General features: G+C 62.2%; 24 protein-coding genes and 1 other RNA gene. 4 read left to right on the forward strand and 21 right to left on the reverse strand.

The genetic code is table 11. The features are described 5' to 3' along the window. Positions 1–44: 44 nt before the first annotated feature. The 15 genes from LC343_RS05025 to ruvC form a co-directional block, all read right to left on the reverse strand. Positions 45–905, reverse strand: a complete 861-nt coding sequence (locus tag LC343_RS05025) for an outer membrane protein (RefSeq protein ID WP_223475983.1) — start codon at positions 903–905, stop codon at positions 45–47. A gap of 190 nt (positions 906–1,095) precedes the next feature. Continuing rightward, entirely contained in the window at positions 1,096–2,445 is a 1,350-nt protein-coding gene (glmM, locus tag LC343_RS05030; protein ID WP_223475984.1) for a phosphoglucosamine mutase, read from the reverse strand. A gap of 117 nt (positions 2,446–2,562) precedes the next feature. Beyond that, positions 2,563–4,500 (reverse strand): ATP-dependent zinc metalloprotease FtsH, encoded by a 1,938-nt coding sequence (gene ftsH / locus LC343_RS05035; RefSeq protein ID WP_223475985.1) that lies wholly within the window; start codon positions 4,498–4,500, stop codon positions 2,563–2,565. 110 nt (positions 4,501–4,610) lie between these two features. Continuing rightward, the gene (gene tilS, locus LC343_RS05040; RefSeq protein ID WP_223475986.1) at positions 4,611–5,711 is read right to left on the reverse strand and encodes a tRNA lysidine(34) synthetase TilS; all 1,101 of its coding nucleotides are present in this window, start codon (positions 5,709–5,711) and stop codon (positions 4,611–4,613) included. Further along, a complete protein-coding gene (ybgF, locus tag LC343_RS05045) occupies positions 5,705–6,628 on the reverse strand; it encodes a tol-pal system protein YbgF (protein WP_223475987.1) in 924 nt (307 codons plus the stop codon). Before ybgF ends, tilS begins: the two co-directional genes overlap by 7 nt. 147 nt (positions 6,629–6,775) lie before the next feature. After that, positions 6,776–7,276, reverse strand: coding sequence for a peptidoglycan-associated lipoprotein Pal (gene pal, locus LC343_RS05050; RefSeq protein ID WP_223475988.1), 501 nt, complete (start codon positions 7,274–7,276; stop codon positions 6,776–6,778). A 151-nt stretch (positions 7,277–7,427) separates the two neighbouring features. Continuing rightward, positions 7,428–8,702, reverse strand: a complete 1,275-nt coding sequence (tolB, locus tag LC343_RS05055) for a Tol-Pal system beta propeller repeat protein TolB (protein ID WP_223476117.1) — start codon at positions 8,700–8,702, stop codon at positions 7,428–7,430. Positions 8,703–8,795: 93 nt separating this feature from the next. Further along, the gene (locus tag LC343_RS05060) at positions 8,796–9,854 is read right to left on the reverse strand and encodes a TonB C-terminal domain-containing protein (protein WP_223475989.1); all 1,059 of its coding nucleotides are present in this window, start codon (positions 9,852–9,854) and stop codon (positions 8,796–8,798) included. A gap of 6 nt (positions 9,855–9,860) precedes the next feature. After that, entirely contained in the window at positions 9,861–10,313 is a 453-nt protein-coding gene (tolR, locus tag LC343_RS05065) for a protein TolR (protein ID WP_425417230.1), read from the reverse strand. 23 nt (positions 10,314–10,336) lie between these two features. Further along, positions 10,337–11,065, reverse strand: a complete 729-nt coding sequence (gene tolQ, locus LC343_RS05070) for a protein TolQ (RefSeq protein WP_223475990.1) — start codon at positions 11,063–11,065, stop codon at positions 10,337–10,339. A 211-nt stretch (positions 11,066–11,276) separates the two neighbouring features. After that, positions 11,277–11,759, reverse strand: coding sequence for a tol-pal system-associated acyl-CoA thioesterase (gene ybgC, locus LC343_RS05075; protein WP_223475991.1), 483 nt, complete (start codon positions 11,757–11,759; stop codon positions 11,277–11,279). Between the two features lie 61 nt (positions 11,760–11,820). Continuing rightward, complete coding sequence (locus LC343_RS05080; protein WP_223475992.1) at positions 11,821–12,516, reverse strand: aspartate/glutamate racemase family protein; 696 nt, start codon at positions 12,514–12,516, stop codon at positions 11,821–11,823. Between the two features lie 3 nt (positions 12,517–12,519). Next, positions 12,520–13,560, reverse strand: coding sequence for a Holliday junction branch migration DNA helicase RuvB (ruvB, locus tag LC343_RS05085; RefSeq protein ID WP_223475993.1), 1,041 nt, complete (start codon positions 13,558–13,560; stop codon positions 12,520–12,522). 42 nt (positions 13,561–13,602) lie between these two features. After that, a complete protein-coding gene (gene ruvA, locus LC343_RS05090; protein ID WP_223475994.1) occupies positions 13,603–14,217 on the reverse strand; it encodes a Holliday junction branch migration protein RuvA in 615 nt (204 codons plus the stop codon). Continuing rightward, positions 14,214–14,726, reverse strand: a complete 513-nt coding sequence (gene ruvC / locus LC343_RS05095; protein WP_223475995.1) for a crossover junction endodeoxyribonuclease RuvC — start codon at positions 14,724–14,726, stop codon at positions 14,214–14,216. The genes ruvA and ruvC overlap by 4 nt, the downstream gene beginning before the upstream one ends. 129 nt (positions 14,727–14,855) lie before the next feature. Here ruvC and LC343_RS05100 point away from each other — a divergent pair, with 129 nt between their 5' ends. Further along, on the forward strand, positions 14,856–15,614 hold the full coding sequence (locus LC343_RS05100; RefSeq protein ID WP_223475996.1) for a TSUP family transporter: 759 nt from the start codon (positions 14,856–14,858) through the stop codon (positions 15,612–15,614). 40 nt (positions 15,615–15,654) lie between these two features. Here the strand turns inward: LC343_RS05100 and LC343_RS05105 are convergent, their stop codons facing one another. Beyond that, on the reverse strand, positions 15,655–16,407 hold the full coding sequence (locus LC343_RS05105; protein ID WP_223475997.1) for a YebC/PmpR family DNA-binding transcriptional regulator: 753 nt from the start codon (positions 16,405–16,407) through the stop codon (positions 15,655–15,657). A 247-nt stretch (positions 16,408–16,654) separates the two neighbouring features. Between LC343_RS05105 and LC343_RS05110 the strand changes: the two genes are divergently transcribed. The 3 genes from LC343_RS05110 to LC343_RS05120 all read left to right on the forward strand — a co-directional run bounded on the left by LC343_RS05110 (position 16,655) and on the right by LC343_RS05120 (position 20,394). Beyond that, positions 16,655–18,952, forward strand: a complete 2,298-nt coding sequence (locus tag LC343_RS05110; protein WP_223475998.1) for a TonB-dependent hemoglobin/transferrin/lactoferrin family receptor — start codon at positions 16,655–16,657, stop codon at positions 18,950–18,952. A gap of 211 nt (positions 18,953–19,163) precedes the next feature. Continuing rightward, positions 19,164–20,021 (forward strand): MBL fold metallo-hydrolase, encoded by an 858-nt coding sequence (locus LC343_RS05115; RefSeq protein ID WP_223475999.1) that lies wholly within the window; start codon positions 19,164–19,166, stop codon positions 20,019–20,021. A gap of 22 nt (positions 20,022–20,043) precedes the next feature. After that, positions 20,044–20,394 (forward strand): hypothetical protein, encoded by a 351-nt coding sequence (locus LC343_RS05120; protein ID WP_223476000.1) that lies wholly within the window; start codon positions 20,044–20,046, stop codon positions 20,392–20,394. Between the two features lie 18 nt (positions 20,395–20,412). Here LC343_RS05120 and LC343_RS05125 read toward each other — a convergent pair whose 3' ends face one another. The 5 genes from LC343_RS05125 to LC343_RS05145 all read right to left on the reverse strand — a co-directional run bounded on the left by LC343_RS05125 (position 20,413) and on the right by LC343_RS05145 (position 22,723). After that, positions 20,413–21,234: a TIGR00282 family metallophosphoesterase gene (locus LC343_RS05125; protein ID WP_223476001.1), complete on the reverse strand. Its 822-nt coding sequence runs from the start codon at positions 21,232–21,234 to the stop codon at positions 20,413–20,415. An 8-nt stretch (positions 21,235–21,242) separates the two neighbouring features. Beyond that, positions 21,243–21,830, reverse strand: a complete 588-nt coding sequence (locus LC343_RS05130) for a 5-formyltetrahydrofolate cyclo-ligase (protein ID WP_223476002.1) — start codon at positions 21,828–21,830, stop codon at positions 21,243–21,245. A 31-nt stretch (positions 21,831–21,861) separates the two neighbouring features. Continuing rightward, positions 21,862–22,018, reverse strand: a non-coding RNA gene (gene ssrS / locus LC343_RS05135) — 6S RNA. 44 nt (positions 22,019–22,062) lie between these two features. Next, positions 22,063–22,416 (reverse strand): cell division protein ZapA, encoded by a 354-nt coding sequence (locus LC343_RS05140; protein ID WP_223476003.1) that lies wholly within the window; start codon positions 22,414–22,416, stop codon positions 22,063–22,065. 34 nt (positions 22,417–22,450) lie between these two features. Beyond that, complete coding sequence (locus LC343_RS05145) at positions 22,451–22,723, reverse strand: DUF4164 domain-containing protein (RefSeq protein ID WP_223476004.1); 273 nt, start codon at positions 22,721–22,723, stop codon at positions 22,451–22,453. Positions 22,724–22,969: the final 246 nt, after the last annotated feature.

The following is a 22,969-nucleotide window of genomic DNA, read 5'->3' on the forward strand; positions in this document are numbered from 1 at the left end:
GATCGCTTTCGCGACCGGGCCCATATCGGGAAAGCGTTTGCGGCTTACTTGTAAACCGGCAGGGGCTCCGGCTGGTAGACAACCTCGACCGGCCGTTCGCAGCCGCCAAACTTGTAGCGCAGGCCCGCCTTGACCTGGTGCGAAGTCATGCCGCCGTCATGTCCGTACCCCGTGTTGTCCACGGTGCCGAACATCTCGCCGCTGGTGATGTGCTGGTACTTGTAGCCGACATCCGCCGCCAGGCTGCAGCTGATATCCACCGAGACACCTGCCATGAGGGCGTAGGCGAAGCGCCAGTCATAACCACCCTCGTGCCAGACGGTCGGGTCGCAGTTGCCCGGATTGCCGGTTTCGCAGGCCGTATTGCCCAAATCGCTCCAATGGACATAGGAGCCGCCGAAGCCGCCGCCGACATAGGGCGTGACGCGGCCATAGGTTCCAAGATCGACATAGGCATTCGCCATCAGCGTCAGTGCGGAGAACGTCGCAATATCCGTCGATGTGCAGTCGAGCGCCACGCCGCAGGACCCGAGCGTGTAGCCTGTGAACTTTCCATTGCCCGTCCAGTCGGCTGTCACGTCAGCGCGGAAGAAATTGTTGACCTTGTAGCCAACGCCGCCACCCACGGTGAATGTGCTGCGGAATCCGGACGAGAAGATCGAATTGGTAAGCAGAAGCGGATCGTCGGTTGCGATCGCGTAGTGCCCGGTATGAAAGATGTTGTAGGAATAGCCCACATCACCGCGCAGATACCATCCCGACACGGGAGCGGGAACATGCTCCGGCGCCTTGAAAATCGGCGTTTCGATAATCGGGGGTTCGTAGATGTCTGCCGCCATTGCGGGCGCGACACCGGCAACGGCGAGCGTCGCGCCGCAAAGCAGGTATTTCGCTGCAGTCTTCATGGTCTGATCCTTCCAACAGCCCTGGAACTCGGTAAAACAGGCTTATCGCAAACCTCGAGCGCTATACTGGTCGTGAAAAGTTAAAACGCACTTAACCCTGTTTTTTTACCGTGTTTGTTGACCATAAACGGCGCAGACAAACAAAAACGGCGCCTCGCGGCGCCGTCTGAAAACGTCGATTTCGGAAACGTCAGGCGGCGGTCTTCTGCCCCGCAATCACGCCGACGATATCGTCGACGACCTGCTCGACAATGGCGCGGTCATCGCCTTCCGCCATCACCCGGATCACCGGCTCGGTACCCGACGGACGAATGACGAGCCGCCCGTCACCCAGACGGCTGCGGCCGTCATCGATCGCCGATTGCACCTGCTTGTTCTCAAGCGGTTTACGGCCGGAGAACCGGACATTCTTGAGCACTTGCGGAACCGGTTCGAACTTGCGGCACACCTCGCTTGCCGGCTTGCCAGCGGCGCGGATGCAGGCGATCACCTGCAGCGCGGATATCAGCCCGTCGCCCGTGGTCGAATAGTCCGACAGCACGATGTGGCCCGACTGCTCACCACCGACATTGTAGCCATGCGCGCGCATGTGTTCGACGACGTAACGGTCGCCGACCTGGGTGCGCACCAGCTCCAGGTTTTTCGAAGCCATGAACCGTTCGAGCCCGAGATTGGACATCACGGTTGCGACCAGACCGCCGCCGGTGAGCCTCTCGCGCCGGTGCCAGTCTTCTGCAATCAGCGCCATCAGCTGATCGCCATCCACGACGGTGCCGTGCTCGTCGACGATCAGCATCCGATCCGCGTCGCCATCGAACGCGATGCCGAGATCGGCGCGCACCTCATGCACCTTCTTCGAAAGGCCGAGGGGATTGGTCGATCCGCAATCCAGGTTGACGTTGAAACCGTCCGGTTTGTTGTTGATGGTCACGACCTCGGCGCCAAGCTCCCAAAGCGCAGCGGGAGCCGCCTTGTAGGCCGCGCCATTCGCGCAATCGAGCACGAGGCGCATGCCGGACAGCGTCATTTCCTTCGGGAAAGTCCGTTTGGCGAATTCGATATAGCGGTAAAGGTCGCCCTCGACGCGCTGCGCACGGCCGATCTTGTCGGGCTTCGCCATCTTCGACGACAGGTCCTTGCCGAGCAGCCGCTCGATTTCGAGCTCGATGGAATCGGAAAGCTTGTAGCCATCGGGTCCGAACAGCTTGATGCCGTTATCGTGAAACGGATTGTGGGATGCCGATATCATCACGCCGATATCGGCGCGCAACGACCGCGTCAGCATTGCGACGGCGGGGGTCGGAACCGGCCCCAGCAGGAAAACGTCCACGCCTGCGGCCGTGAAGCCGGCCACCATGGCGTTCTCGATCATGTAGCCGGACAGGCGCGTATCCTTGCCGATCACAACCCGATGGCGATGGCCACCGCGCTGAAACGCCACGCCGACGGCCATGCCGACCTTCATGGCGATCTCTGCCGTCATCGGGTGTTTGTTGGCCGTGCCCCGGATACCGTCGGTGCCGAAATAATTTCTTGTCATGAGATGCCCGTCGAGCGCCCGTCTTTTCGTGTCCCCTGCCCGCGCACCCGTATACACCACGCGACTCCATGAAAAAAGGCCGCCGAAGCGGCCTTCCTCAGGCATTGCGGACCACGGTTAACCCTGCGGCTGCGGCTCCATTCCGCCGGTGTCAGGCTCGTCGCCCTTGTCGGTCTTCTCCTTGGAGCCGGCCTTCGGCACGGCGGAACCCCGCGAAGGCGGCGTGTCGTCGCCCATGTCGCGCGAAGGCTTGCGACCAGCCAAAAGATCCTTGATCTCGTCGCCGGATAGCGTCTCGTATTCGAGCAGGCCTTCGGCGAGCGTGATCCAGTCGTCTTTCTTCTCGGTCAGGATACGACGCGCCTCGGCATAAGCCTCGTCGACCAGCCGACGAACTTCCATGTCGATGATCTGGGCGGTGTCCTCGGAAATGTTCTTCTGCTGGGCAACGGAATGCCCGAGGAACACTTCCTGCTGGTTCTCGCCATAGGCGACCTGACCGAGCTTGTCGGAGAAGCCCCACTGCGTAACCATGGCACGCGCCAGCTTCGTCGCCTGCTCGATGTCGGAAGCGGCACCGGAGGTGATGTTCTCCTTGCCGAACTTCAGCTCCTCGGCGATACGGCCACCCATCATGATCGCCAACCGGGAGATCATGTATTTGTAGCTCATCGAGTAGCGGTCGCCTTCCGGCAACTGCATGACCATGCCCAGCGCACGCCCGCGCGGGATGATCGTCGCCTTGTGGACCGGGTCAGAAGACGGCACGTTCAGCGCCAGGATCGCGTGACCGGCCTCGTGATAGGCGGTCAGCTGCTTTTCTTCCTCGGTCATGGCGGTGGACCGGCGCTCCGCGCCCATCATCACCTTGTCCTTGGCGTCCTCGAATTCCTGCATGGTGACAAGACGCTTGTTGCGCCGCGCCGCCATCAGGGCAGCCTCGTTGACGAGGTTCATCAGGTCCGCGCCGGAGAAGCCCGGCGTACCACGCGCGATGACCTTGAGGTCGACATTCGGCGCAAGCGGAACGTTGCGCACATGCACCTTGAGGATCTTCTCGCGGCCGATGATATCCGGATTCGGCACGACCACCTGGCGGTCGAAACGGCCGGGACGCATCAGGGCCGGGTCAAGCACGTCGGGGCGGTTGGTGGCCGCGATCAGGATGATCGACTCATTGGCCTCGAAACCGTCCATCTCGACAAGAAGCTGGTTCAGCGTCTGCTCACGCTCGTCATTGCCGCCGCCGAGACCGGCGCCGCGATGACGGCCGACCGCATCGATTTCGTCGATGAAGATGATGCAGGGCGAATTCTTCTTGGCCTGCTCGAACATGTCGCGCACGCGGCTCGCGCCGACGCCGACGAACATCTCGACAAAGTCCGAACCGGAAATGGTGAAGAACGGAACGTTCGCCTCGCCGGCGACCGAACGCGCCAGCAGCGTCTTGCCGGTTCCGGGCGGTCCGACGAGCAGCACGCCGCGCGGAATCTTGCCGCCGAGACGCTGGAACTTCTGCGGATCACGCAGGAACTCGACGATTTCTTCGAGATCCTGCTTGGCCTCGTCGACACCCGCCACATCGGCGAAGGTGATACGGCCATGCGCTTCCGTGAGAAGCTTGGCGCGCGACTTGCCGAAGCCCATTGCACGCGAACCGCCACCCTGCATCTGGCGCATGAAGAAAATCCAGACGCCAAGGATGATGATCATCGGCAGCCACGTGAAGACGTAGGAGAGGAACGAATTCGAACCGTCATTCTCCGGCCGGGCACGTATTTCCACACCCTGACTCTCGAGCCGCTCGACAAGATTGTCGTCGCCGGGAGAATAGGTCTGGAAGCTGGCGCCGGAGTCGCTGTAGGTACCGCTGATCTGGTCGCCCGCGATGGTCACCGTCTTGACGCGGCCGGTCGAGACGTCCTGGAGGAACTGCGAATAGGAGACTTCGCGGCTCGACGTCGTCGTCGGCTGGTTGTCGAACATGTTGAACAGCGCGATCAGCATCAATGCGATGATCGCCCACAACGCGAAATTTCGATAATTCGGATTCATATCTGTCTCGTTACTGTGCCGCACCGCGATCCGGCGGCAAACCTTGTGTCAAACATAGGTGCGAAGTCCGACATTGCCAAGGCAATCGGGCGTATCTGCGACGTTTCTGATCAATCAAGGTAACCGGAAATCGGCGGAGACGGGAATCCGGGTTCCCCGGCGCGATCGGCCAGCGCCTGCGCGACATCGAAATCGGGGCTTGGCAGCAGGTGGTCGTATCCGTAGCCGCCTCCACGCCGATTGCGTCGCTCACGGCCAATTCGCACCCGGCCGCCAGCCTTCGAAAGAAGGCAGCCGGCCGCCGTCATCCGCTTGCCGGGCGATGCCTCCCGGCAGAAAGCGGCCACCTTTTTCGTGACCGGGACCGGCGGCAGATAGGCCCCATGCCCGACCCAGCTCAAAACGACCGAGAGTGCCAACATGAAGGCGTCTGTGGCGGGCGCGCTATCACATTGAAGTTCGGCGGTGCGCGCGTCGCTGTCGAAACGCCAGAGGCTGTCATCGCCCAGCATCGACGCAGCGTTGCGGGCTTCGGCCCGACGCGCGTCGAAGGCCGCGCGAAATGCCTCTGCATCCGTCGTCGCGGCATCTTCGCCGCGCACGCGAACCCGCTCGAAGCGCGTATCGCAATTGGACGGATCGTCGATCCAGGTCTGGCCCATTGCAGAAAGCCAGTCGCGCAACTGACTTCGCCGACGGCCGATCAGCGGTCGCACAAACCATGTGCGGCGCTCATACAGCGTCGCAGGCGCGATGCCGGATAACCCGCGCCCCGCGCCGCGCCTGCCGCGCATCGCGACCGTTTCGGCCTGGTCGTCCAGCGTGTGACCGGTGAGTACGATGCCGCAGTCATAAGCCGTGGCGGCTTCCGCGAGCAGGCGATAGCGCGCATACCGCGCGGCCGCTTGCAGCCCCGTTGCGGGCTTTTCGCCGCGCCATTCCTTGATTTCGTGGAGAATGCCGAGCTTCGCGCAGACGTCTCCGGCCAGTCGCGCCTCGGCGGCGGATGCATCGCGCAGACCGTGATCGACGGTAACCGCCACAAGGCGCCCCGCCTCACCGCGCGCGTCAAAATATGCGTGAGCGAGACACAGCAAGGCTGTCGAGTCGCCGCCGCCGGAAAGGGCGATCGCGATGCGGTTTCGCGGATCGAACTGAATTGAGGAAAGGGTGCGCCAGACAGGCGCGGTCAGGCGATCAGTGCTTAGCACTGCGCTCTGGAACGCTCTTCGGCGATCCGGCCACGGACGTTCGGGGACATGTCCGGGTAGCTTGATTGAGCATCGGCAAAGGTGACGCAGGCGACGTCGCGATCGCCGAGATCGAGCATGATCTGGCCGATCTTGAGCAGGGTTTCAGGCGCTTTCTGCGTATCGGGGTAGCTCTGACGCAGGGCGATGAAAATCTCCACCGCCTCTTCGAGACGGCCCTGCGCGCGCACGCTTTCCGCCAACCAGAAGCGCGCATCCGGCACCAGCGGGTCGCTCGGGAACAATTCGACGAAGGACCGGAAAATCCCTTCGGCGACATTGTAATCGCCGTTGAGCACGTTCTCGTAGCCGGACCGGTAGTACACTTCCGGATCGTCCGGCGTGTTCACGCTGGCCACCGAAGATCCGTCGACGGCCGAGTCGATTGTCTCCTGGGAGAAATCCACCGACCCGTCGACAACATTGCCTTGCCCGTCGACCGTCAACGTCCCCAGATTGCGCGGCTGTTTCCCGAGCACCGTGCCGCCGCGTCCGTTTTGGGCGGTCGCGGTCTGCGGCGCGGCGGGCTGTGCGGCCGGCGGATCCGGTACCGCCTCGGCGGTATCGGTCGGCGCGGATAGCGCGGGCAGTGCGCTGTCGCCGGCATCCGTCTGGTCCGAATTCTCGAGTTCCTGGAAGCGGAACTCGTTGTTTTCCTGCATGCGGCGCAACTGTTCCTGGAGTTCGAGCATCTGGAACGTCAGTTCCTCGATTTTCCCGTTAAGTTGGCGCACCTGTTCTTCCAGCTGGTAGACGCGCGGATCGGCGGCTTGCGCCACCTCGTAGCTGCCCATCGGCAGCTTGCGCGCCTCGGCGGCCTGCGCTCCCCATGCGGCCAACGTGGCAACCGCCAGCACCGCACTGAATAATCTCGGCATTGATACCATTTCGAATAAGCACCCCGCTATCATGGTTAAGGCCGTCAAGCCTGTAACACTAAGCGGTCAAGTTCGACAAAACTTTGTCTTGGACCCCAAACAAAAAAAGCGGCCGAAGCCGCTTTTTCATTTCGCATCGGGCGCCGATCAGCTTCCCGGGCCACCCAGCTGGGTGACCGCGCGGCGGTTTTGGGACCAGCAGGAGATATCGTCGCACGTCGCCACCGGACGTTCCTTCCCGTAGGAAATCGTGCGGATGCGAGCCTGATTGACCCCGCGCGCGGCCAGGAAGTCGCGCGTTGCGGCGGCGCGGCGCGCACCGAGTGCGATGTTGTATTCGCGCGTGCCGCGCTCGTCGGCATGGCCTTCGATCGTGATCGAATAGTTCGGATACTGGTTGAGCCACTGAGCCTGACGCGCCAGCGTCTGCTGGGCATCGGCGCGGATCGCCGAGGAATCCGTATCGAAGAAGATACGGTCGCCGACATTGACGGTGAAGTCCTGGGACGTGCCCGGCGCGGCATTGTTGAGGCCGAGTTCGCCCGGATTGTTGGGCAGCGGCTTCTTGCTGGCGCAGCCGGTGACGGCAAAGCCTGCAACGAGCATGATCGCGATGAGCTTGATCGGGGCGGTTGGAATTCGGCGCATGGCCGCTTCTCCTGGATTTGAACGAATTCGTTGAAGCTTTGGTAACCCTGTCGAGGTTAACCGCCGTTCAAGAAAGAGGGTTAATCGACCGTAAACCGGCAGCGTGGCTGCTTGCCGCGATATGGCGGAAATGCGGCGGCTTCGAGACGCCCTACTCCAATAGTGGCGACCAGGCCGGGTCGGATCCGAACTCAGGCGTCCGGATCGCACGCTCGTTGCGGCCCGTCAGATCGATGGTGAAGAGCTGCGGACCGCCGCTGCCGGCCGCCTCGCGGAAGAACATCAACACCCGGCCATTCGGCGCCCATGTCGGACCTTCATTGTGGAAGCCCGTAGTCAGGATACGCTCGCCCGATCCATCCGGCCGCATGACGCCGATCGAGAACTGCCCGCCGGACTGTTTCGTGAAGGCGATCAGATCACCGCGCGGCGACCAAACCGGCGTCGAATAGGATCCGTTGCCGAAGGAAATGCGCTGCGGTTCGCCGCCGCCGGCACCCATCACGTAAAGCTGCTGGCGCCCGCCGCGGTCGGATTCGAACACGATACGCGAACCGTCCGGCGAAAAGGATGGCGACGTGTCGATCGCGTTGGAGTTCGTCAGCCGCGTCGTGCGACGCGTGCGCAGATCCATCGAATAGATGTTCGCGTTGCCGCCCTGCTGCAGGCTCATGATGACCTGCTGGCCATCCGGCGAGAAACGGGGGCTGAAGGTCATGCCCGGGAAGTCACCGACAAGCTCACGCTGGCCGGTCTCCAACTGCAGGAGATAGACCTTCGGCTCGCCGCCCGCGAAATCCATATAGGTGATTTCCTGACGTGTCGGAGAGAAGCGCGGCGTCAGCACGATGTCGTCACCGCGTGTCAGGTAACGGACATTGGCGCCGTCCTGGTCCATGATCGCCAGTTTCTTGACCCGCCTGTCCTTCGGCCCGGACTCAGACACGAAGACGACGCGCGTGTCGAAATAGCCCTTCTCGCCGGTCAGGCGCTGATAGATCGTGTCTGCGATGATATGGGCGACACGGCGCCAATTGTCGCGATTGGTGAAGAACTGTTCGCCAAGCATCTGCTCGCCGGCGAAGGTGTCCCACAGACGGAATTCCGCCCGCAGCCGACCGTCGCCCTCCTCGATGACACGACCGATGACCAGCGCCTGCGCGTTGATAACGCGCCAGTCCTCGAAACGCGGCGCGACGTCGGGATTGGAGACCTTTTCGATAAAGGCGCCCTTGCCGATCGGCGCGAACAGGCCGGAGCTTTGCAGGTCGGCGGCAACGACGCCCGATATCTGCGCGCCGATCCCGTCCGACGAAATGAAATCGGTGATCGCGATCGGCAATGGCTCGATATTGCCCTTGTTGATGTCGATCTCCACCAGCGCGCGGGCCGGCTGGCCGCCAAGCGCGAAGGCCGTCATGGCCATCGTCACGAAGGCGATCAGTCGCAGGGTCGGTTTTCTCATTTCTTCAGTCCTTCCTGTCCCACGGTTTTCCGTTCGTCTCTCGGGAAGTTTGGGTTACCTGTATATCTCGCTCGGGTCGAAATTCACCACCACGTCCTGCCAGGCGTCGTATTTTTCCGCCGGCAGCCGGTAGCCCTGATTGCGCTGTTCGCAGATCAGGATAGCGCGGCGTGCGCTTTCGTCGGCTGCCCGGTTGCCCGAACTCACGGTGACGGTCGGGCGGCCTTCCAGCATGCCGGACCGGTCGAGCCTGAAACGAACCGACACTTTCAGATCCTCCGCGCCAAGCGCCGATGGCGGGCTCCAACACGCCTGGATCTGGTTGCGCAACGCATCCATTTCGCTTTGCGTCAGCTCGGAGCCGCCCGTATTGCGCTGACCGCCGAGCGACGCCTGCTGGTTGGTTCGCTGCGCGCCGCCACCCGATGCCTTTTCCTGGTTCAGCAGTGCCGCGACCTCGTCCTCCTCGGACTTGTTGTCGGGGGCGGGAGGCGTCGACTGGGCCTGCCTTTGCGGTTCGCTTTCGCGCCGCTCGTCGGTCTTCGCCGTTTGCGCCTGCGGCCGTTCCGGACGTATCGCCGGGACTGGCACCTGATCGGGCACGCGGGTCTGCGGTTCCGCCGGAAGGGGTTCGGCTTCCTGCGCCACATCCGGAACCGGATCGGGCTCCACCGTCTGGCGCGGTTCCGGCAAAGCGGCAACCTCGGTCGTTGTGTCGGGCTCCGGCTCGGGCGCGACTTCCTCGACCGGTTCGGGGCGCGGCGCGGGGTCCGGCGTCGGCGCTTCCGAGGGTTTCGGCAACACGGCCTGTTCGACTTCGACGGGCTTTTGCTCTTCGGTTTCCGGCGCGGCTTGGTCGCGCTCGTGATCGCCGAGATTGACCGCGTCTTCGTCAACTGGCGGTTTCTCGGTCGGCAAAGGCGCGGCCGGCCCGTCCTTGCGCGCGTCCTCCGCGCCCTTTTGCACCTGAGTGATCTCGGCCAGCGACACCAGTTCGACCGGCAGGGATTCCACGTCGTCCACGTCGAAGGATTCCGGCGCGCTCAGCGACAGCATCCCCCATGTGAGGACCACTACGTGCAATACTCCGGACGTGACGAGGCCGACCCTCATGATGGACTAATTGTCCTGTTCCTGCAGGGTGACGAGGCCGAGATTCTTGAATCCGGCTTCGTTGATACGACCCATCACCTGCATGATCGTGCCGTAATCCGCATTCTGGTCGCCACGGATATAGATGCGCTCGTCATAGCCGGTCTGGGCGATCGCCTCGAGCTTCGGAACCACTTCGTCGATCGGAATCGCCGTTTCCTGGATATAAATCTCGCCATTGTCGCGGATCGAGATGGTGATCGGCTGCGTGTCGGAATTGAGCGCCGAGGCGCGCGATTCCGGCAGATCAATGGGCACGCCCACCGTCAGCAGCGGGGCGGCGACCATGAAGATGATGAGCAGCACCAGCATCACGTCCACGAAGGGCGTGACGTTGATCTCGGACATCAGCGCCTTGCTGCGTGTCCTGCGCGCGCGTCGTCCGCCGCGCGCGCCGCCGGTGTTCATTGAAATGGCCATCGGATCACCTGTGCTCCGTTGTCCTACTGCGCCGCTTGTGCGCGGCCGCCCGTATTCATGCGTTCATCGATCTGGCGCGACAGGATGGCGGAAAATTCGTCCGCGAAACCTTCCATGCGCGCGCCAAGCTTGCCTGCATCGGCGATCAGCTTGTTGTAGCCGATCACGGCGGGAATAGCCGCGACGAGACCGAGAGCAGTGGCCAGAAGCGCTTCAGCGATGCCCGGCGCCACGACCGCGAGATTGGTCGATTCAGAGCCGGCGATCGCCTGGAAGGAGGTCATGATGCCAACAACCGTGCCGAACAGGCCGATGAATGGCGCCGCCGAACCCACGGAGGCAAGAAAGCCGAGACGGCCTTCGATGGCTTCCATTTCTCGCGCCAGGGCGACATCCATCGCGCGGTCGATCCGGGTCTGCAGGCTGATCGGGGATTTCGCGCCGCGCTCGAAGCTCTTCTTCCATTCGCGCATTGCCGCCACGAAGAGCGCGCCCATTCCGCTTGCCTTCTTCTCGGCCAGCGCGCGATACAGCTCCTCCAGGGACTGGCCGGACCAGAACGTATCCTCGAACTTGTTGAACGCCCTGCGCATGCGGCCATAAGCCAGCGTCTTGTCGATCATCACCGCCCACGACCAGACGGAGGCTGCGAGAAGCCCGATCATGACAAGCTTGACGACGAAGCCCGCCTGCATGAAGAGCGCCCAGAGCGACAATTCGGCTCCCGGCGCGGCCATCCCGATTTGTTCCATATCCTGTTACCCCGAGTTCCGGAATTGAGGTTGAAGTCTGCGGCCGGCCCGCGTTGCGGACACGGCGTATCCGCATCCTGGTAGGCCGCTCAGGCTCTCAACGACAATTTGGGTTAAACAAAGGCGTCGCGGAGGCCGTTTTCGAACCTGCCCATTCATGAATCGTTATCGTTAACGGCTCGTTAGTGAAACCGGGCCAATTGCGTTCATTTCATGACATTTCGCCGGAATCGGCGGCATTCGCATCCCCGGGCATGAACAGCGCGACCCATTCGCGGGGGAAACGTCGCGGCTTTCCTTCGGCATTGATCAGCGCCGCTTCGACCTTCGCGGCGATCAGCAGCGTATCGCCACGACGGATTTCCTGCGCCATCCGGATGCGCGCCTTGCCCAGTTCGGCCACCGTGGTGGAAACGGTCAGGATATCGTCGATGCGCGCGGCCGCGCGGAAATCGATCTCCATGCGCCGAACCACCCAGAAGATTGTCTCCCCTGTCTGACCGGCCTGCAGATCGGTGTGATGCACGCCGAGAAGGCGAAGGAAGTCGGAGCGTCCGCGTTCCAGGAATTCAAGGTAGCGCGCGTGATAGACCGCGCCGGAGAAATCCGTATCGGCGTAATAGACCCGGGCCTGCAATTCATGACCCGCCTCGGTGAGCCGGCCCGACAATGCCGTCATCTCGTCTTTCATCATGTGCACCTGTCCCGTCGCGCCCGGTCTCTCGACGATTTCGGTCTAAGGCGCAACCCCGGCTTCAAGCCGCCAGGGCCATGTCGATCCCCGCGCGACAATGGATTTCAGTGGTCGAAAAGACGGGTGTCGCGACGTCTTCAGCACCGATCAGCATCGGGATTTCCGTACAGCCGAGGATCGTACCCTGCGATCCTTTCGCCGTCAGATCGGCGATCAACTCGATATACCGCGCCTTCGTTTCCGGCCGGAAAATGTCCCTGACAAGTTCCCCATAGATGGAATCGTGCACGAAGGTCTTCCCGGCCTCATCCGGAACGATCGTCGCGATCCCGTGGCGGCCGAGAATGTCGGGATAAAACGGCTCCTCCATCGTCTTGCGGACTCCGAGAAGTGAGACGCTTTTCAGCCCTTTCTCCTCGATCGCGCGGGCGGTTGCCTCGGCTATGTGCAGAAACGGAATCGCGATTTCGGGTGCAATCCGCGGCACGAAACGATGCGCGTCGTTACAGCAGATCATGATGAAGTCCGCGCCGGCCCGTTCAACGCTCCGCGCGGCGTCCAGGATGATGGCGCAGGCCGCGTCCTCTTCCTTTCGGTCGATAACCGCATCGACATAGGCTTGACGATTGATGCTTTCGAGCGCGATACGTGGAGAGGTGACGCCACCCATCCGTTCCTGCATCATCTCGTTCAGCCGCCGATAATAATCCGCCGTCGAAACCCAGCTCAGCCCGCCGATCAATCCGATCTTCTTCAAGCCTCAGTCATCCTCGCCAAACAGGTTCGACTGCATGGCGGCGAGGTCCTTCGGCGCGTCCATGCCGAGATGCTTCCACGCATTCGCGGTCAGAAGACGGCCGCGCGGCGTGCGCTGAATGAAGCCCTGCTGGATCAGGAATGGCTCAATGATGTCCTCGATCGCGTCGCGGGGCTCCGACAGCGCCGCAGAAATCGTTTCGATACCGACCGGGCCACCGCCGAAGTTCCTGGCGATCATCGTCAGGTAGCGCCGGTCGAGCATGTCGAGCCCGATCGCGTCGACATCGAGCCGGGTCAGCGCCTCGTCGGCAATTTCGCGCGTGACCTCGCTGGCCTTCGCCACGTCGGCGAAATCGCGCACACGGCGCAGAAGCCGGCCCGCGATGCGTGGCGTGCCGCGGGCGCGTTTCGCGACCTCCCGCGCACCGTCGTCGCTCACGGCAAGCCCCATGATTCGCGCCCCACGCCGCACGATCGTCTCCAGTTCATCGGTTGTGTAGAAATCGAGCCGCACCGGAATGCCGAACCTGTCGCGCAACGGCGTCGTCAGCAGTCCCAGCCGCGTGGTCGCCGCGACAAGCGTGAATTTCGCAAGATCGATCTTGACCGATCGCGCAGCCGGCCCCTCGCCGATGATCAGGTCGAGCTGAAAATCCTCCATCGCCGGGTAGAGGATCTCTTCCACTGCCGGGTTGAGACGATGAATCTCGTCGATAAACAGAACGTCGCGCTCCTCCAGATTTGTGAGCAGTGCCGCGAGGTCTCCCGCCTTGGCGATGACAGGCCCGGAAGTGGCGCGGAAATTGACGCCGAGTTCCTTCGCCATGATCTGCGCAAGCGTGGTCTTGCCGAGACCGGGCGGACCGACGAACAGCACATGGTCCAGCGCTTCGCCGCGCCCGCGCGCCGCCTCGATGAAGACTTTCAGATTGGCGCGCGCCGCCTTCTGGCCGGTGAAATCGTCCAGCGTCTGCGGTCGAAGCGCGACATCGACATCCTCGCCGCGCTTTTCCGGCGATATGAGGCGGGATTGGTCATTCATGCGATGTCAATCGCACCCGTAACCGCTCGAGGCAAGACGGGATCACTTCGACAACTCCTTGAGACCGAGCCTGATCAGCTTCGCGCTGTCGGCGCCGTCTCCCGCTTCTCTCATCGCCACGGCGACGGCATTCGCGGCCTGGTCGCGGCTGTAACCGAGATTGGATAGCGCCGAAACGGCATCGGAGACCGGCCCGCTCGCAACCCCCTCGCCCAGTTCCTGTTTCAGCCCGATCGTGCCGGTCGCATCCCCGGCGAATGCCGGTGCCTTGTTCTTCAGCTCCGAGACGATGCGCTGAGCCACCTTCGGGCCGATCCCGGGCGCGCGCGCCACCATCGCCTTGTCCTGCAACGCGATTGCATTGGCGAGATCGGAGGGAGACAGCGTCGAGAGAACGGCGAGCGCCACCTTCGCGCCGACGCCCTGCACGCTTTGCAGGAGCCGGAACCATTCCCGTTCCAGATGCGTCGCGAAGCCGTAGAGCCTAATCATGTCCTCGCGAACATAGGTCTCGATATGAAGCACCGCCGCCTCGCCCTCGCGCAGTCCCGAGAGCGTGCGCATCGGGCAAAAGGCGATGTAGCCCACACCGTGCACGTCGATGATCGCGTGATCCTCGCCGACCTCGTCTACGGTGCCCTTGAGTTTCCCGATCATGCGGTCGCGAGCCTCGCCTGATGTACCGCGCTCATGCGGTGATGCGAATGGCAGATGGCGATGGCGAGCGCGTCCGCCGCGTCATCCGTGTCGAACGTCGCCTTCGGCATCAGAACCCTGACCATCATGCTGATCTGCTTCTTGTCGCCATGGCCTACTCCGATCACCGCCTTCTTGACGGCATTCGGCGCATATTCCGCCACCACAAGGCCGGCGCGTGCCGGGACCAGCATGGCGATTCCACGCGCCTGTCCGAGTTTCAGTGTCGCAGCAGCATCCTTGTTGACGAAGGTCTGCTCGACCGCCGCCTCTTCCGGCGCATGCGCGTGGAGGATATCGGCAAGCCCGTCATGCAACTGGCAAAGCCTGGACGCCAGATCCGCCTTGTCGTTGGAACGGATCGTGCCCGAAGCGACGAAGCGCAAGCTGTTGCCGAGGCTCTCGACGATGCCCCAACCTGTCCGGCGCAAGCCCGGATCGATCCCGATTATGCGAATCGCCTGTCCCATATCCATCTCCGCGGTCACGTTAGCCTGTGCCACGGCTTATGTGAACAAAAAGAAAACAAAACACACATCTTGCCCTTGGTCTTCCGGCATGCGAGAGGTCTCGCGTCTCTTCTCTCCGGGAAATTCACCGTGACCGTTCTGGGCATACCGCTCGACGCGAGCTTCTTCGTGCTGATGGCCGCTGTCGCTGTCGCGGGGATCGTGCGCGGATTTTCCGGCTTCGGCACAGGCATGATCGTCGGCCCAGTCGGCGCGATGACCTTCGGTCCGAAAGTCGCCATCGTCATCCTGCTGGTCATCGACTCGCTGCCGATGATCCCGCTCATCGTCGGAGCCGTGAAGAAGGTGAAATTGCGCGAGCTGGCGCCCGTCGCCGTCGGCTACGCGCTGCTCATGCCGCTTGGCATCTGGTTCCTGAAAACCGGCGATACGGACACGCTGCGCTGGTTCATGTCGGCAGTGATCTTCGTCGCCGTCGCGCTTCTCTGGTCTGGCTGGTACTATCACGGCCCGCGAAACGTGCCGGTGCGGCTCGCCGTCGGCGGCATTTCGGGCTTTCTCGGCAGCGCGGCGGCGATCGCCGGCCCGCCGGTCATTCTCTACTGGATGGCGCTGAGAACCGGCGCCGGCTTCGTACGTGCCAACCTGATCATCTTTTTCGCGATCACGTCGGTCATTTCGGCGACCGGCCTGTTCCTCGCCGATCTCGTGACGAGGCAGGCCGTCACCCAGGGCGCACTTTACGCCCCGGTTTATCTCGCCGGCCTGATGATCGGTGCGCGCCTGTTCGGCTTTTCCAGCGAGGCGACCTACAAGCGCATCGCGCTGACGATCGTCGCCGCCGCCGCCATCCTGACGCTGCCCGCCCTCGACGGTCTGCGCCCCTGACCCGAATACACCCGCTGCCCGCTCACGGGCGGCCGGACGATCAGGCGGAGAGCTTTTCCATCACGTCTTCGGCGATATCCTCGTTGGAGTAAACATTCTGCACGTCATCATCCTCGTCGAGTGCGTCGAGCAGCTTCATCAAGGTCGAAGCCTTGTCCTCGTCGACGGGCGTGCGGTTCTGCGGCTTCCAGATGACATTGACGGATTCGGCCTCGCCCAGCGCTTCTTCCAGTGCCGACGACACCGAGCCGATATCCTCGAAGGCGCAGGTGATCGTGTGGCCGTCCTCGTCGGTTTCGACATCTTCCGCCCCGGCTTCGATGGCCGCTTCCATGATCGCGTCCGCGTCGCCAGCATCCGGCTTGTAGACAATCTCGCCAACACGGTCGAACATGAAGGAGACCGAACCGGTTTCACCCAGCGAACCGCCATTCTTCGAGAAACAGGCGCGGATATTGGACGCGGAGCGGTTGAGATTGTCGGTCAGGGCCTCGACGATGACCGCGACGCCGCCCGGACCGTAGCCCTCATAGCGCATCTCCTTGTAGTCCTCGCCGTCGCCGCCCGAGCCCTTGTTGATGGCGCGCTGGATGTTGTCCTTCGGCATCGACTGGCCCTTGGCGTTCTGGACAGCAAGTCGAAGCCGCGGGTTCATGTCCGGATCGGTCGTTCCGCCACCCATCTTCACCGCAACGGTGATTTCCTTAGAGAGACGCGAAAACAGTTTCGAACGGGCAGCGTCGGCACGCCCCTTGCGATGCATGATGTTCTTGAATTTCGAATGACCGGCCATGGTCTCCCCTGTGGTCTCAAAGCTTTGGAAATTGCGCGGCTTATATGAAAGTTCGGGCGCATCGTCCAGCGGGATGAAATCCCAATGTCACCAGCGGGATAATCTCGCTTCGGCAAAATGGCGATAAAAGTTGACAATTTTTATCATGATATTTAGGAAAACCGTCATCCAGCCAGTTCGCGCCCCCTAGCGGCTCGCGTCAGCCAGACCTCAGAAAAAAGCGAAACATATTTCACGGGGGCTACACATGTCACGCATGTGCCTGCGCGCCGTTCTGGCGAGCACGACTTTCCTTATCGGTCTTCACGGCGCATTGGCGCAGGAAGAGACGGAGACCGACGATCAAGCGGTCGCCGAGACCGCAACGCAAAACGGCGATGTCGTCATCCTCGACAAGATCACGATCTTCGGAAACAGACAGGCAACCAAGCCGCTCGACGTGCCCGCCAACATCACCGTGATCGACGGCGAAGTCATCGACGACCGCTTCATCACCGACATGCAGGAACTCGTCCGCTACGAACCGGGCGTAACGGTCAACCGCCAGACATCCGGAACGGATCCTTTCAACACCTTCGGCGGGTTCCGGATTCGAGGCGTCGGCGGCAACCGTGTCCAGATGCTCGTTGACGGCTCGCGCGTTCCCGAAGGGATTATAGACGGCACGCGGGACTATCTCGACTTCAACTTCACCAGGCAGGCCGATATCGTGCGCGGCCCGGGATCGGTCTTGTGGGGTGCCGACGCGCTCGGCGGCATCGTGGCGCTGGAAACCATCGACCCTGAAGACGTCCTTATGGACGGAAAGACGAAGGGTGGTTCGATCGAGTTCGGCTATGACAGCTTCGACAACGAGTTCAACACCGCGCTCACCTATGCGCAGGAACTCGGCCCGGATCTGAGCATCCTTGGCGGTGTGTCCTACACCGCCTCGAACGAGGCGACCCTTTCGAATGCCCGCGCGGATGGCGGTATCTACGGGTGCCCGCGAAATGTCAGCCTCGGCGCGACGCCGTGTAACGAACTGGATCCGACCGACAAGAAGAACTATCGCGGCCTCGCCAAGGCGGTCTACACGCCGAATGGCGACCATCGGTTCGAACTCACAGCGGAATATATGCGCCGCAGGACCGGTGTTCAGTTCGATCAGGTTCTCGGGCCCCGCTACGACAACGATCTGGTCCCCACCGGCGAGACCACGTTCGACTACGATCGCGATCTCGATCTCTATCGCGCACACTTCGCAATCGAACACGAATGGCATGTCGGCGCGCCGCTGGTCGACAACGTCAGATGGTCGCTCGCCTACACTCCGAACGGTTATGAGCGCACCGGCACGGAATTCATGGAAACCGCCGGTGGCGAGGACGTGATTGCGGAAGACTACCTCTCATATGACGAGGATTTCTTCGAACTCGACATCCAATTGACTTCCCGGTTCGACACGGGCGGCATCGGACACACAGTGACCTGGGGCTTCGATGGCGACAGAACGCTGACCGACTATCAGCGCATCGACACCGCCTACAATCTGGACACGGACACCGAGACCGAAGAGCGCGGCGGCGGCTTCAACTTCGCCAACGCTACGACATTTCGAGCTGACTTCTTCATTCAGGACCAGATCGCACTGTTCGACGAACGCCTCGAAATCACGCCGGGCCTGCGCTACGCCTACTACAATCTCGATCCGCGCCCGGACGCCGATTATCAGGAAGTACCGGGTTCCGAACCCGTTCCGGTCGAAAGGGGGACGACACTCTTCGCGATCGGAGCAAATTATCATCTGACCGAGGAATACTCGGTCTATGCCGCCTTCAACCAGGGCTTCAAGATGCCCACCGCCCAGCAGCTCTACACCTCCCTGCCCGGTCCGAACTTCGACCTGATACCGGCGCCGGATCTTCGCCCTGAATCTGTCGACAACTACGAATTCGGCGTGCGCGGCGAATTCGACAGGGGGTATTTCTCCGTCACCGCCTTCTATGCGGAGTACACGGATTTCATCCAGAGCTTCTACTTCGTTCCGGGAACCTTCTTCGACATCACCTACCACAATCTGTCCTCGGTGCAGATGTATGGCGTCGAGGCCGCCGCCGCATGGGACGTTACGGACAAGCTGCGCGCCGATCTCTCGCTGACATGGCAGGAGGGAAAGCAGCAGGACGAACCCGGCGATGCCTGGAGGCCTTACACCGCGCCCCCGCTCAAGGGCGTGATCGGGCTCAGCTACACGATGCCGGAATACGACCTGACACTCGATGCCGTGACGACGCTTGTCGCACCGGTGACCCGCACCTCGAGCGAGGACGCATTCAAACCCGGCGGTTACGGCCTGCTCGACCTCTATGCGAAATGGAACCCGACCGAAAATTCGGAATTCCGCTTCGGTGTCCAGAACGTCTTCGACCAGCGTTACTTCCAGGATGCCGCGTCGCGCTACGATACCGTGGCCGATCCGGCCGGTGCCGCGCTCACCGATCCAATCGAACTCCAGACCGGACCGGGTCGCACATTCCAGGCGGGCTACAAGGTCACTTTCTAGTCCGTTTCGGCCATGCACGTCCTGGCACGAATCCGGGACCGGGCGCGGCAAGCCGCGCCCGGCGCCAGAGGCACTTTAACCCCAAGAAATCCTGATGATTGAACGCAAAGATGCGAACGCGGGAAGCGAAGCAAATCGGTGTTAAAGCGGTTGTGACTGGATATTCGCGAGACGACGCCTAAACTCTTCTATGTAGTCGAGGGAGTTCGCCATGCGCCACCTGACCATGCTGATCGTAGCCGTAGCCGCCTGTCTCGCAGCCGCGTTGCCTCCCGCCCTCGCGCAAGGGTCTGGAGACGGACAGCCGGTCAGCCAGTGCCTCGCCATTGCCCGCGCGATCCCGCCGGGTGTCCCGAAAATCATCTTCGCCTCGGCCGAGGCTTCCGAAAATCCGCTGGCGATGAGCGAAGCGGTGACGATCTCGTTCGAGGGGCATTCCACCTACCGCATCGAGACACCAACCGGCATAACGATCGCGACCGACTTTTCCGGTTTCTACGGAGCGAACCCGCTGCCCCGCATCGTCACCATGAACCGGGCGCATTCCTCGCACTACACGCTCAATCCCGATCCGGGGATCGAATATGTGCTGCCCGGCTGGAACCCGGCGGGGCCGGAGCCGGCAGAACATCACGTCGTGGTCGATGACGTCTATGTGCGCAACGTGACGACCGACATCCGCTCCTGGGAGGGCGGTATGGTGCCCGACGCCAATTCGATCTTCATCTTCGAGACGGGGGGCCTGTGCATCGGACATCTCGGCCATCTCCATCACCAGCTCACCGAGGCCCACTACGCGGAAATCGGACGGCTCGACATCGTGATGGTGCCCGTGGACGGCGGTCTGACCCTGTCACATTCGGGCATGGCGGAAATCACCAACCGCCTGCGCTCCTCCATCGTCCTGCCGATGCATCTGCGCGGCACCTACCTGCAAAACTATCTGCAGCAGATGAGCCAGGAATTCGCGATAGAGTATCTGGAAGGCAATTCGATCACCGTCACCATCCGCGACCTTCCGAAACGCCCGACCATCATGGTTCCGTCCAATTTGTCCTTCAGGGGATAGCCTCATCCTTCGAGGAACAGCCATGAACACGAAACATCGCATCCGCCTCGCGCTCGCCTTTGGCCTGTCGCTGGCGCTGACCGCCCAGGCCGGGGCCGTGACCCGGATCCGCGCCGATCTCAACACCTGCGCCACCGTCCAGCGGACAATCATCCGCGACGGTTCGGCCGTCGTGCGCTACCCGTCGACGCGCGTCGCAAACTACTTCCTCTACGATCGCTACGAGAGCCCGAACCGGCAATGTCCGATCGGAGAGCGCCATGTCGCGCATACCGTGCCGGCAAAGGACAATCCGCGCTGCGTCGTATACAATTGCGAGAGGGTCAAGCCGCTCTTCCCGTTCGACGACGACTTCCCGTTCAACCGCCGCTGAGCGGCCGGTTTCCGACGCCTACCACCAGTCGGGGAACGCCTCGGCCAGCCGCGGCCCGATACGAAGCGGGGCGACCTTTTCGGCAAGCCCCGTACGGTCTGATATCTCCACGGCGACGCCGCATATCGTCGCCGGACCGCTCGCTGCCTCGAAACGGCCCTTGGGGATTTTCGACAGGAACCGGTTGAGCGGTTCTTCCTTGTCCATGCCGAGCGAGGAATCATAGTCGCCGCACATGCCCGCATCCGAAAGGTAGGCCGTGCCTCCTGACAGGATCTGGTGATCGGCGGTCGGCGTGTGCGTATGCGTCCCGACCACGAGGCTCGCCCGTCCATCGACGAAATGGCCGAAACATATTTTCTCCGACGTCGCCTCGGCGTGGAAATCGAACACGACCGCATCGAACTCCGAGCCGAGCCCCCCGCCTGCAAGCTGCTCCTCGGCGCAGGCGAATGGATCGTCGAGATCGGGTGCCATGAACACGCGGCCCATGACGTTTGACACCATCACCCGCGCGCCGTTCCTCGCCTCGTAAACGCCCATGCCCTTGCCGGGCGTGCCCTTCGGAAAGTTCGCCGGTCGGAGAAACTGTGCGTGCCTGTCGGCGAAGACCAGCGCCTCGCGCTGATCCCATGCATGATTGCCCGTGGTCACGACGTCGGCACCGGCGTCCAGTGTATCGGTGAGGATCGCTTCGGTGATACCGAAACCGCCGGCGGCGTTCTCGCCATTGACGATGACGAAATCCAGCTTGTGATCGGAGATCAGACCGGGAAGCCGCTCGTAAACCGCGTTGCGGCCGGATCGGCCGACCATGTCGCCAAGAAATAGAAGTCTCATGCGGATACCTATCCGTGCCTGTCGAAACGGCGCAAGCCCGTTTCCGTGAGGATCGCGCCGAGTGGCACGTCGTGCGGTTCGGCCGGAACCGCGTCGACCTCCTGGCACGAGAAGGCCACGCCGACCAGTTCGGGCGCCCGCCCCATGGACCGCAGACGCGCGATCGCCCGGTCATAATGTCCCGCGCCATAGCCGATCCGGTTGCCATTGCTGTCGAAAGCCGACAGGGGAACCAGCATGAGCGCGGGATCGAGAATCTCCGCCTCTTCACCCGGTCCCGCGGTCCCGAAGCCTGTATCGACCATTTGCGCGCCACGCACCAGGTCGCGGAACACGATTGTCTCCCGATCCAGAACGACCGGCAGGCAGAGCCTCGCGCCTCTTTCGCGCATCGCGAACAACAGCGGCCTGATGTCGGCTTCCGAGCGAATTGGCCAGAAGCCGGAAACGACCGAACCGGGTTCGAACACGATGTCCGCGCCATGCTCGGCCATGGCGAGGCTCATTTCGATCCTGGCATCAATCGGCAGCGCATCGCGCCGCGCGAGACACTCGCGACGGATCGATTTCTTCAGCTCTGAGGGAGAAAGCGCCACGGCCCCGCCATTCGCCGTTGGATGAGTATTCGGTCCGACCACAACAACCGGTGGAAAGCGGCATCCCGGGAACCTACTTTTGTAGGTGGGCGCCGTATATCCGAGCCCACGAGCTCGGTCAGGGACAGCTCCCTAGAGATGCGTAAGGCCCCGGGGAAATTGTTTCCTGCCGAGAAGCGCAGTCGGCCGAAATTTCGATATAGGTCTAAGCCTCGACGAACACCAGTACCCGTCAGGCCAATTTCGTTGCCACCGACTCGATCTTGCCGGCAACCGACAACAGGCGCTCCTTGAGGATGTCGTCAACGCTGTCGGCGCGCTGAAGCGCCTCGTCGCGGGTGCGCCGCAGCGATTCCATCTCCGCCTCGAGCCCGGTCACGCGTTTCTGGAGTTCGACGAGTTCGTCCATCACCATGATGCTCGCCATCACGGTGAGACGCTGGTCTCCGATTTCGCCGAAGGATTTCTTGAGGTGGCCGACATACTGGTCGAAGCGTCCGGCGAGATCCTGGAGATGCTCCTCCTGACCGGGATCGCATGCCATCCGATAGGCCTTACCGTCGATGCTGACTGTAACTTGGGACATGGAACTGGGAACTTTCTGTGCAGTGCCGGTGCGATTACCGGTCGAGGACCGCGCGAATGGTCTCCATCGCGGTGACGAGCCGACGCGAGACCTCTTTGTTGACATCTTCCAAACGCTCGGCGCGCGCTTCCGATACGTCCAGTTCACCCGCGAGCCGACCGCGATCGGAGTTCATGCGCTGCACTTCCTCCTCCGCATCGCGGTAATTTTCGCGGACTTCGACCTGGCGGTCCACCGCGTCTTCCAGCGACAAGACCGCCTTGTCGAGCCGGTTTAAAACTTCCGAGAGCGTCTGTTCAGATGCCATGCCGGATTACTCTCAATCTCCCCGCCAAGGCGAACGCCTTTGCATTTGAGGGCCTTATGTGGAAGCCATAAGGCAGTGCATAAAGGTAGCCGCTTCGCGACGCCTTTTCAAATGCCGTCAGCGCTAACCCACAGGACAGAACGAACCGCGATCACGCGGCCCGGGGGCAAGGGCTCCGGTTTGTTGACTCGTTCCGGCGAACTGCTATGTGTCGCGCGATTTCGTTCCGGGAAGCCGGTGTGACAA

The organism is Oricola indica, assembly GCF_019966595.1.
GTDB lineage: Bacteria > Pseudomonadota > Alphaproteobacteria > Rhizobiales > Rhizobiaceae > Oricola > Oricola indica.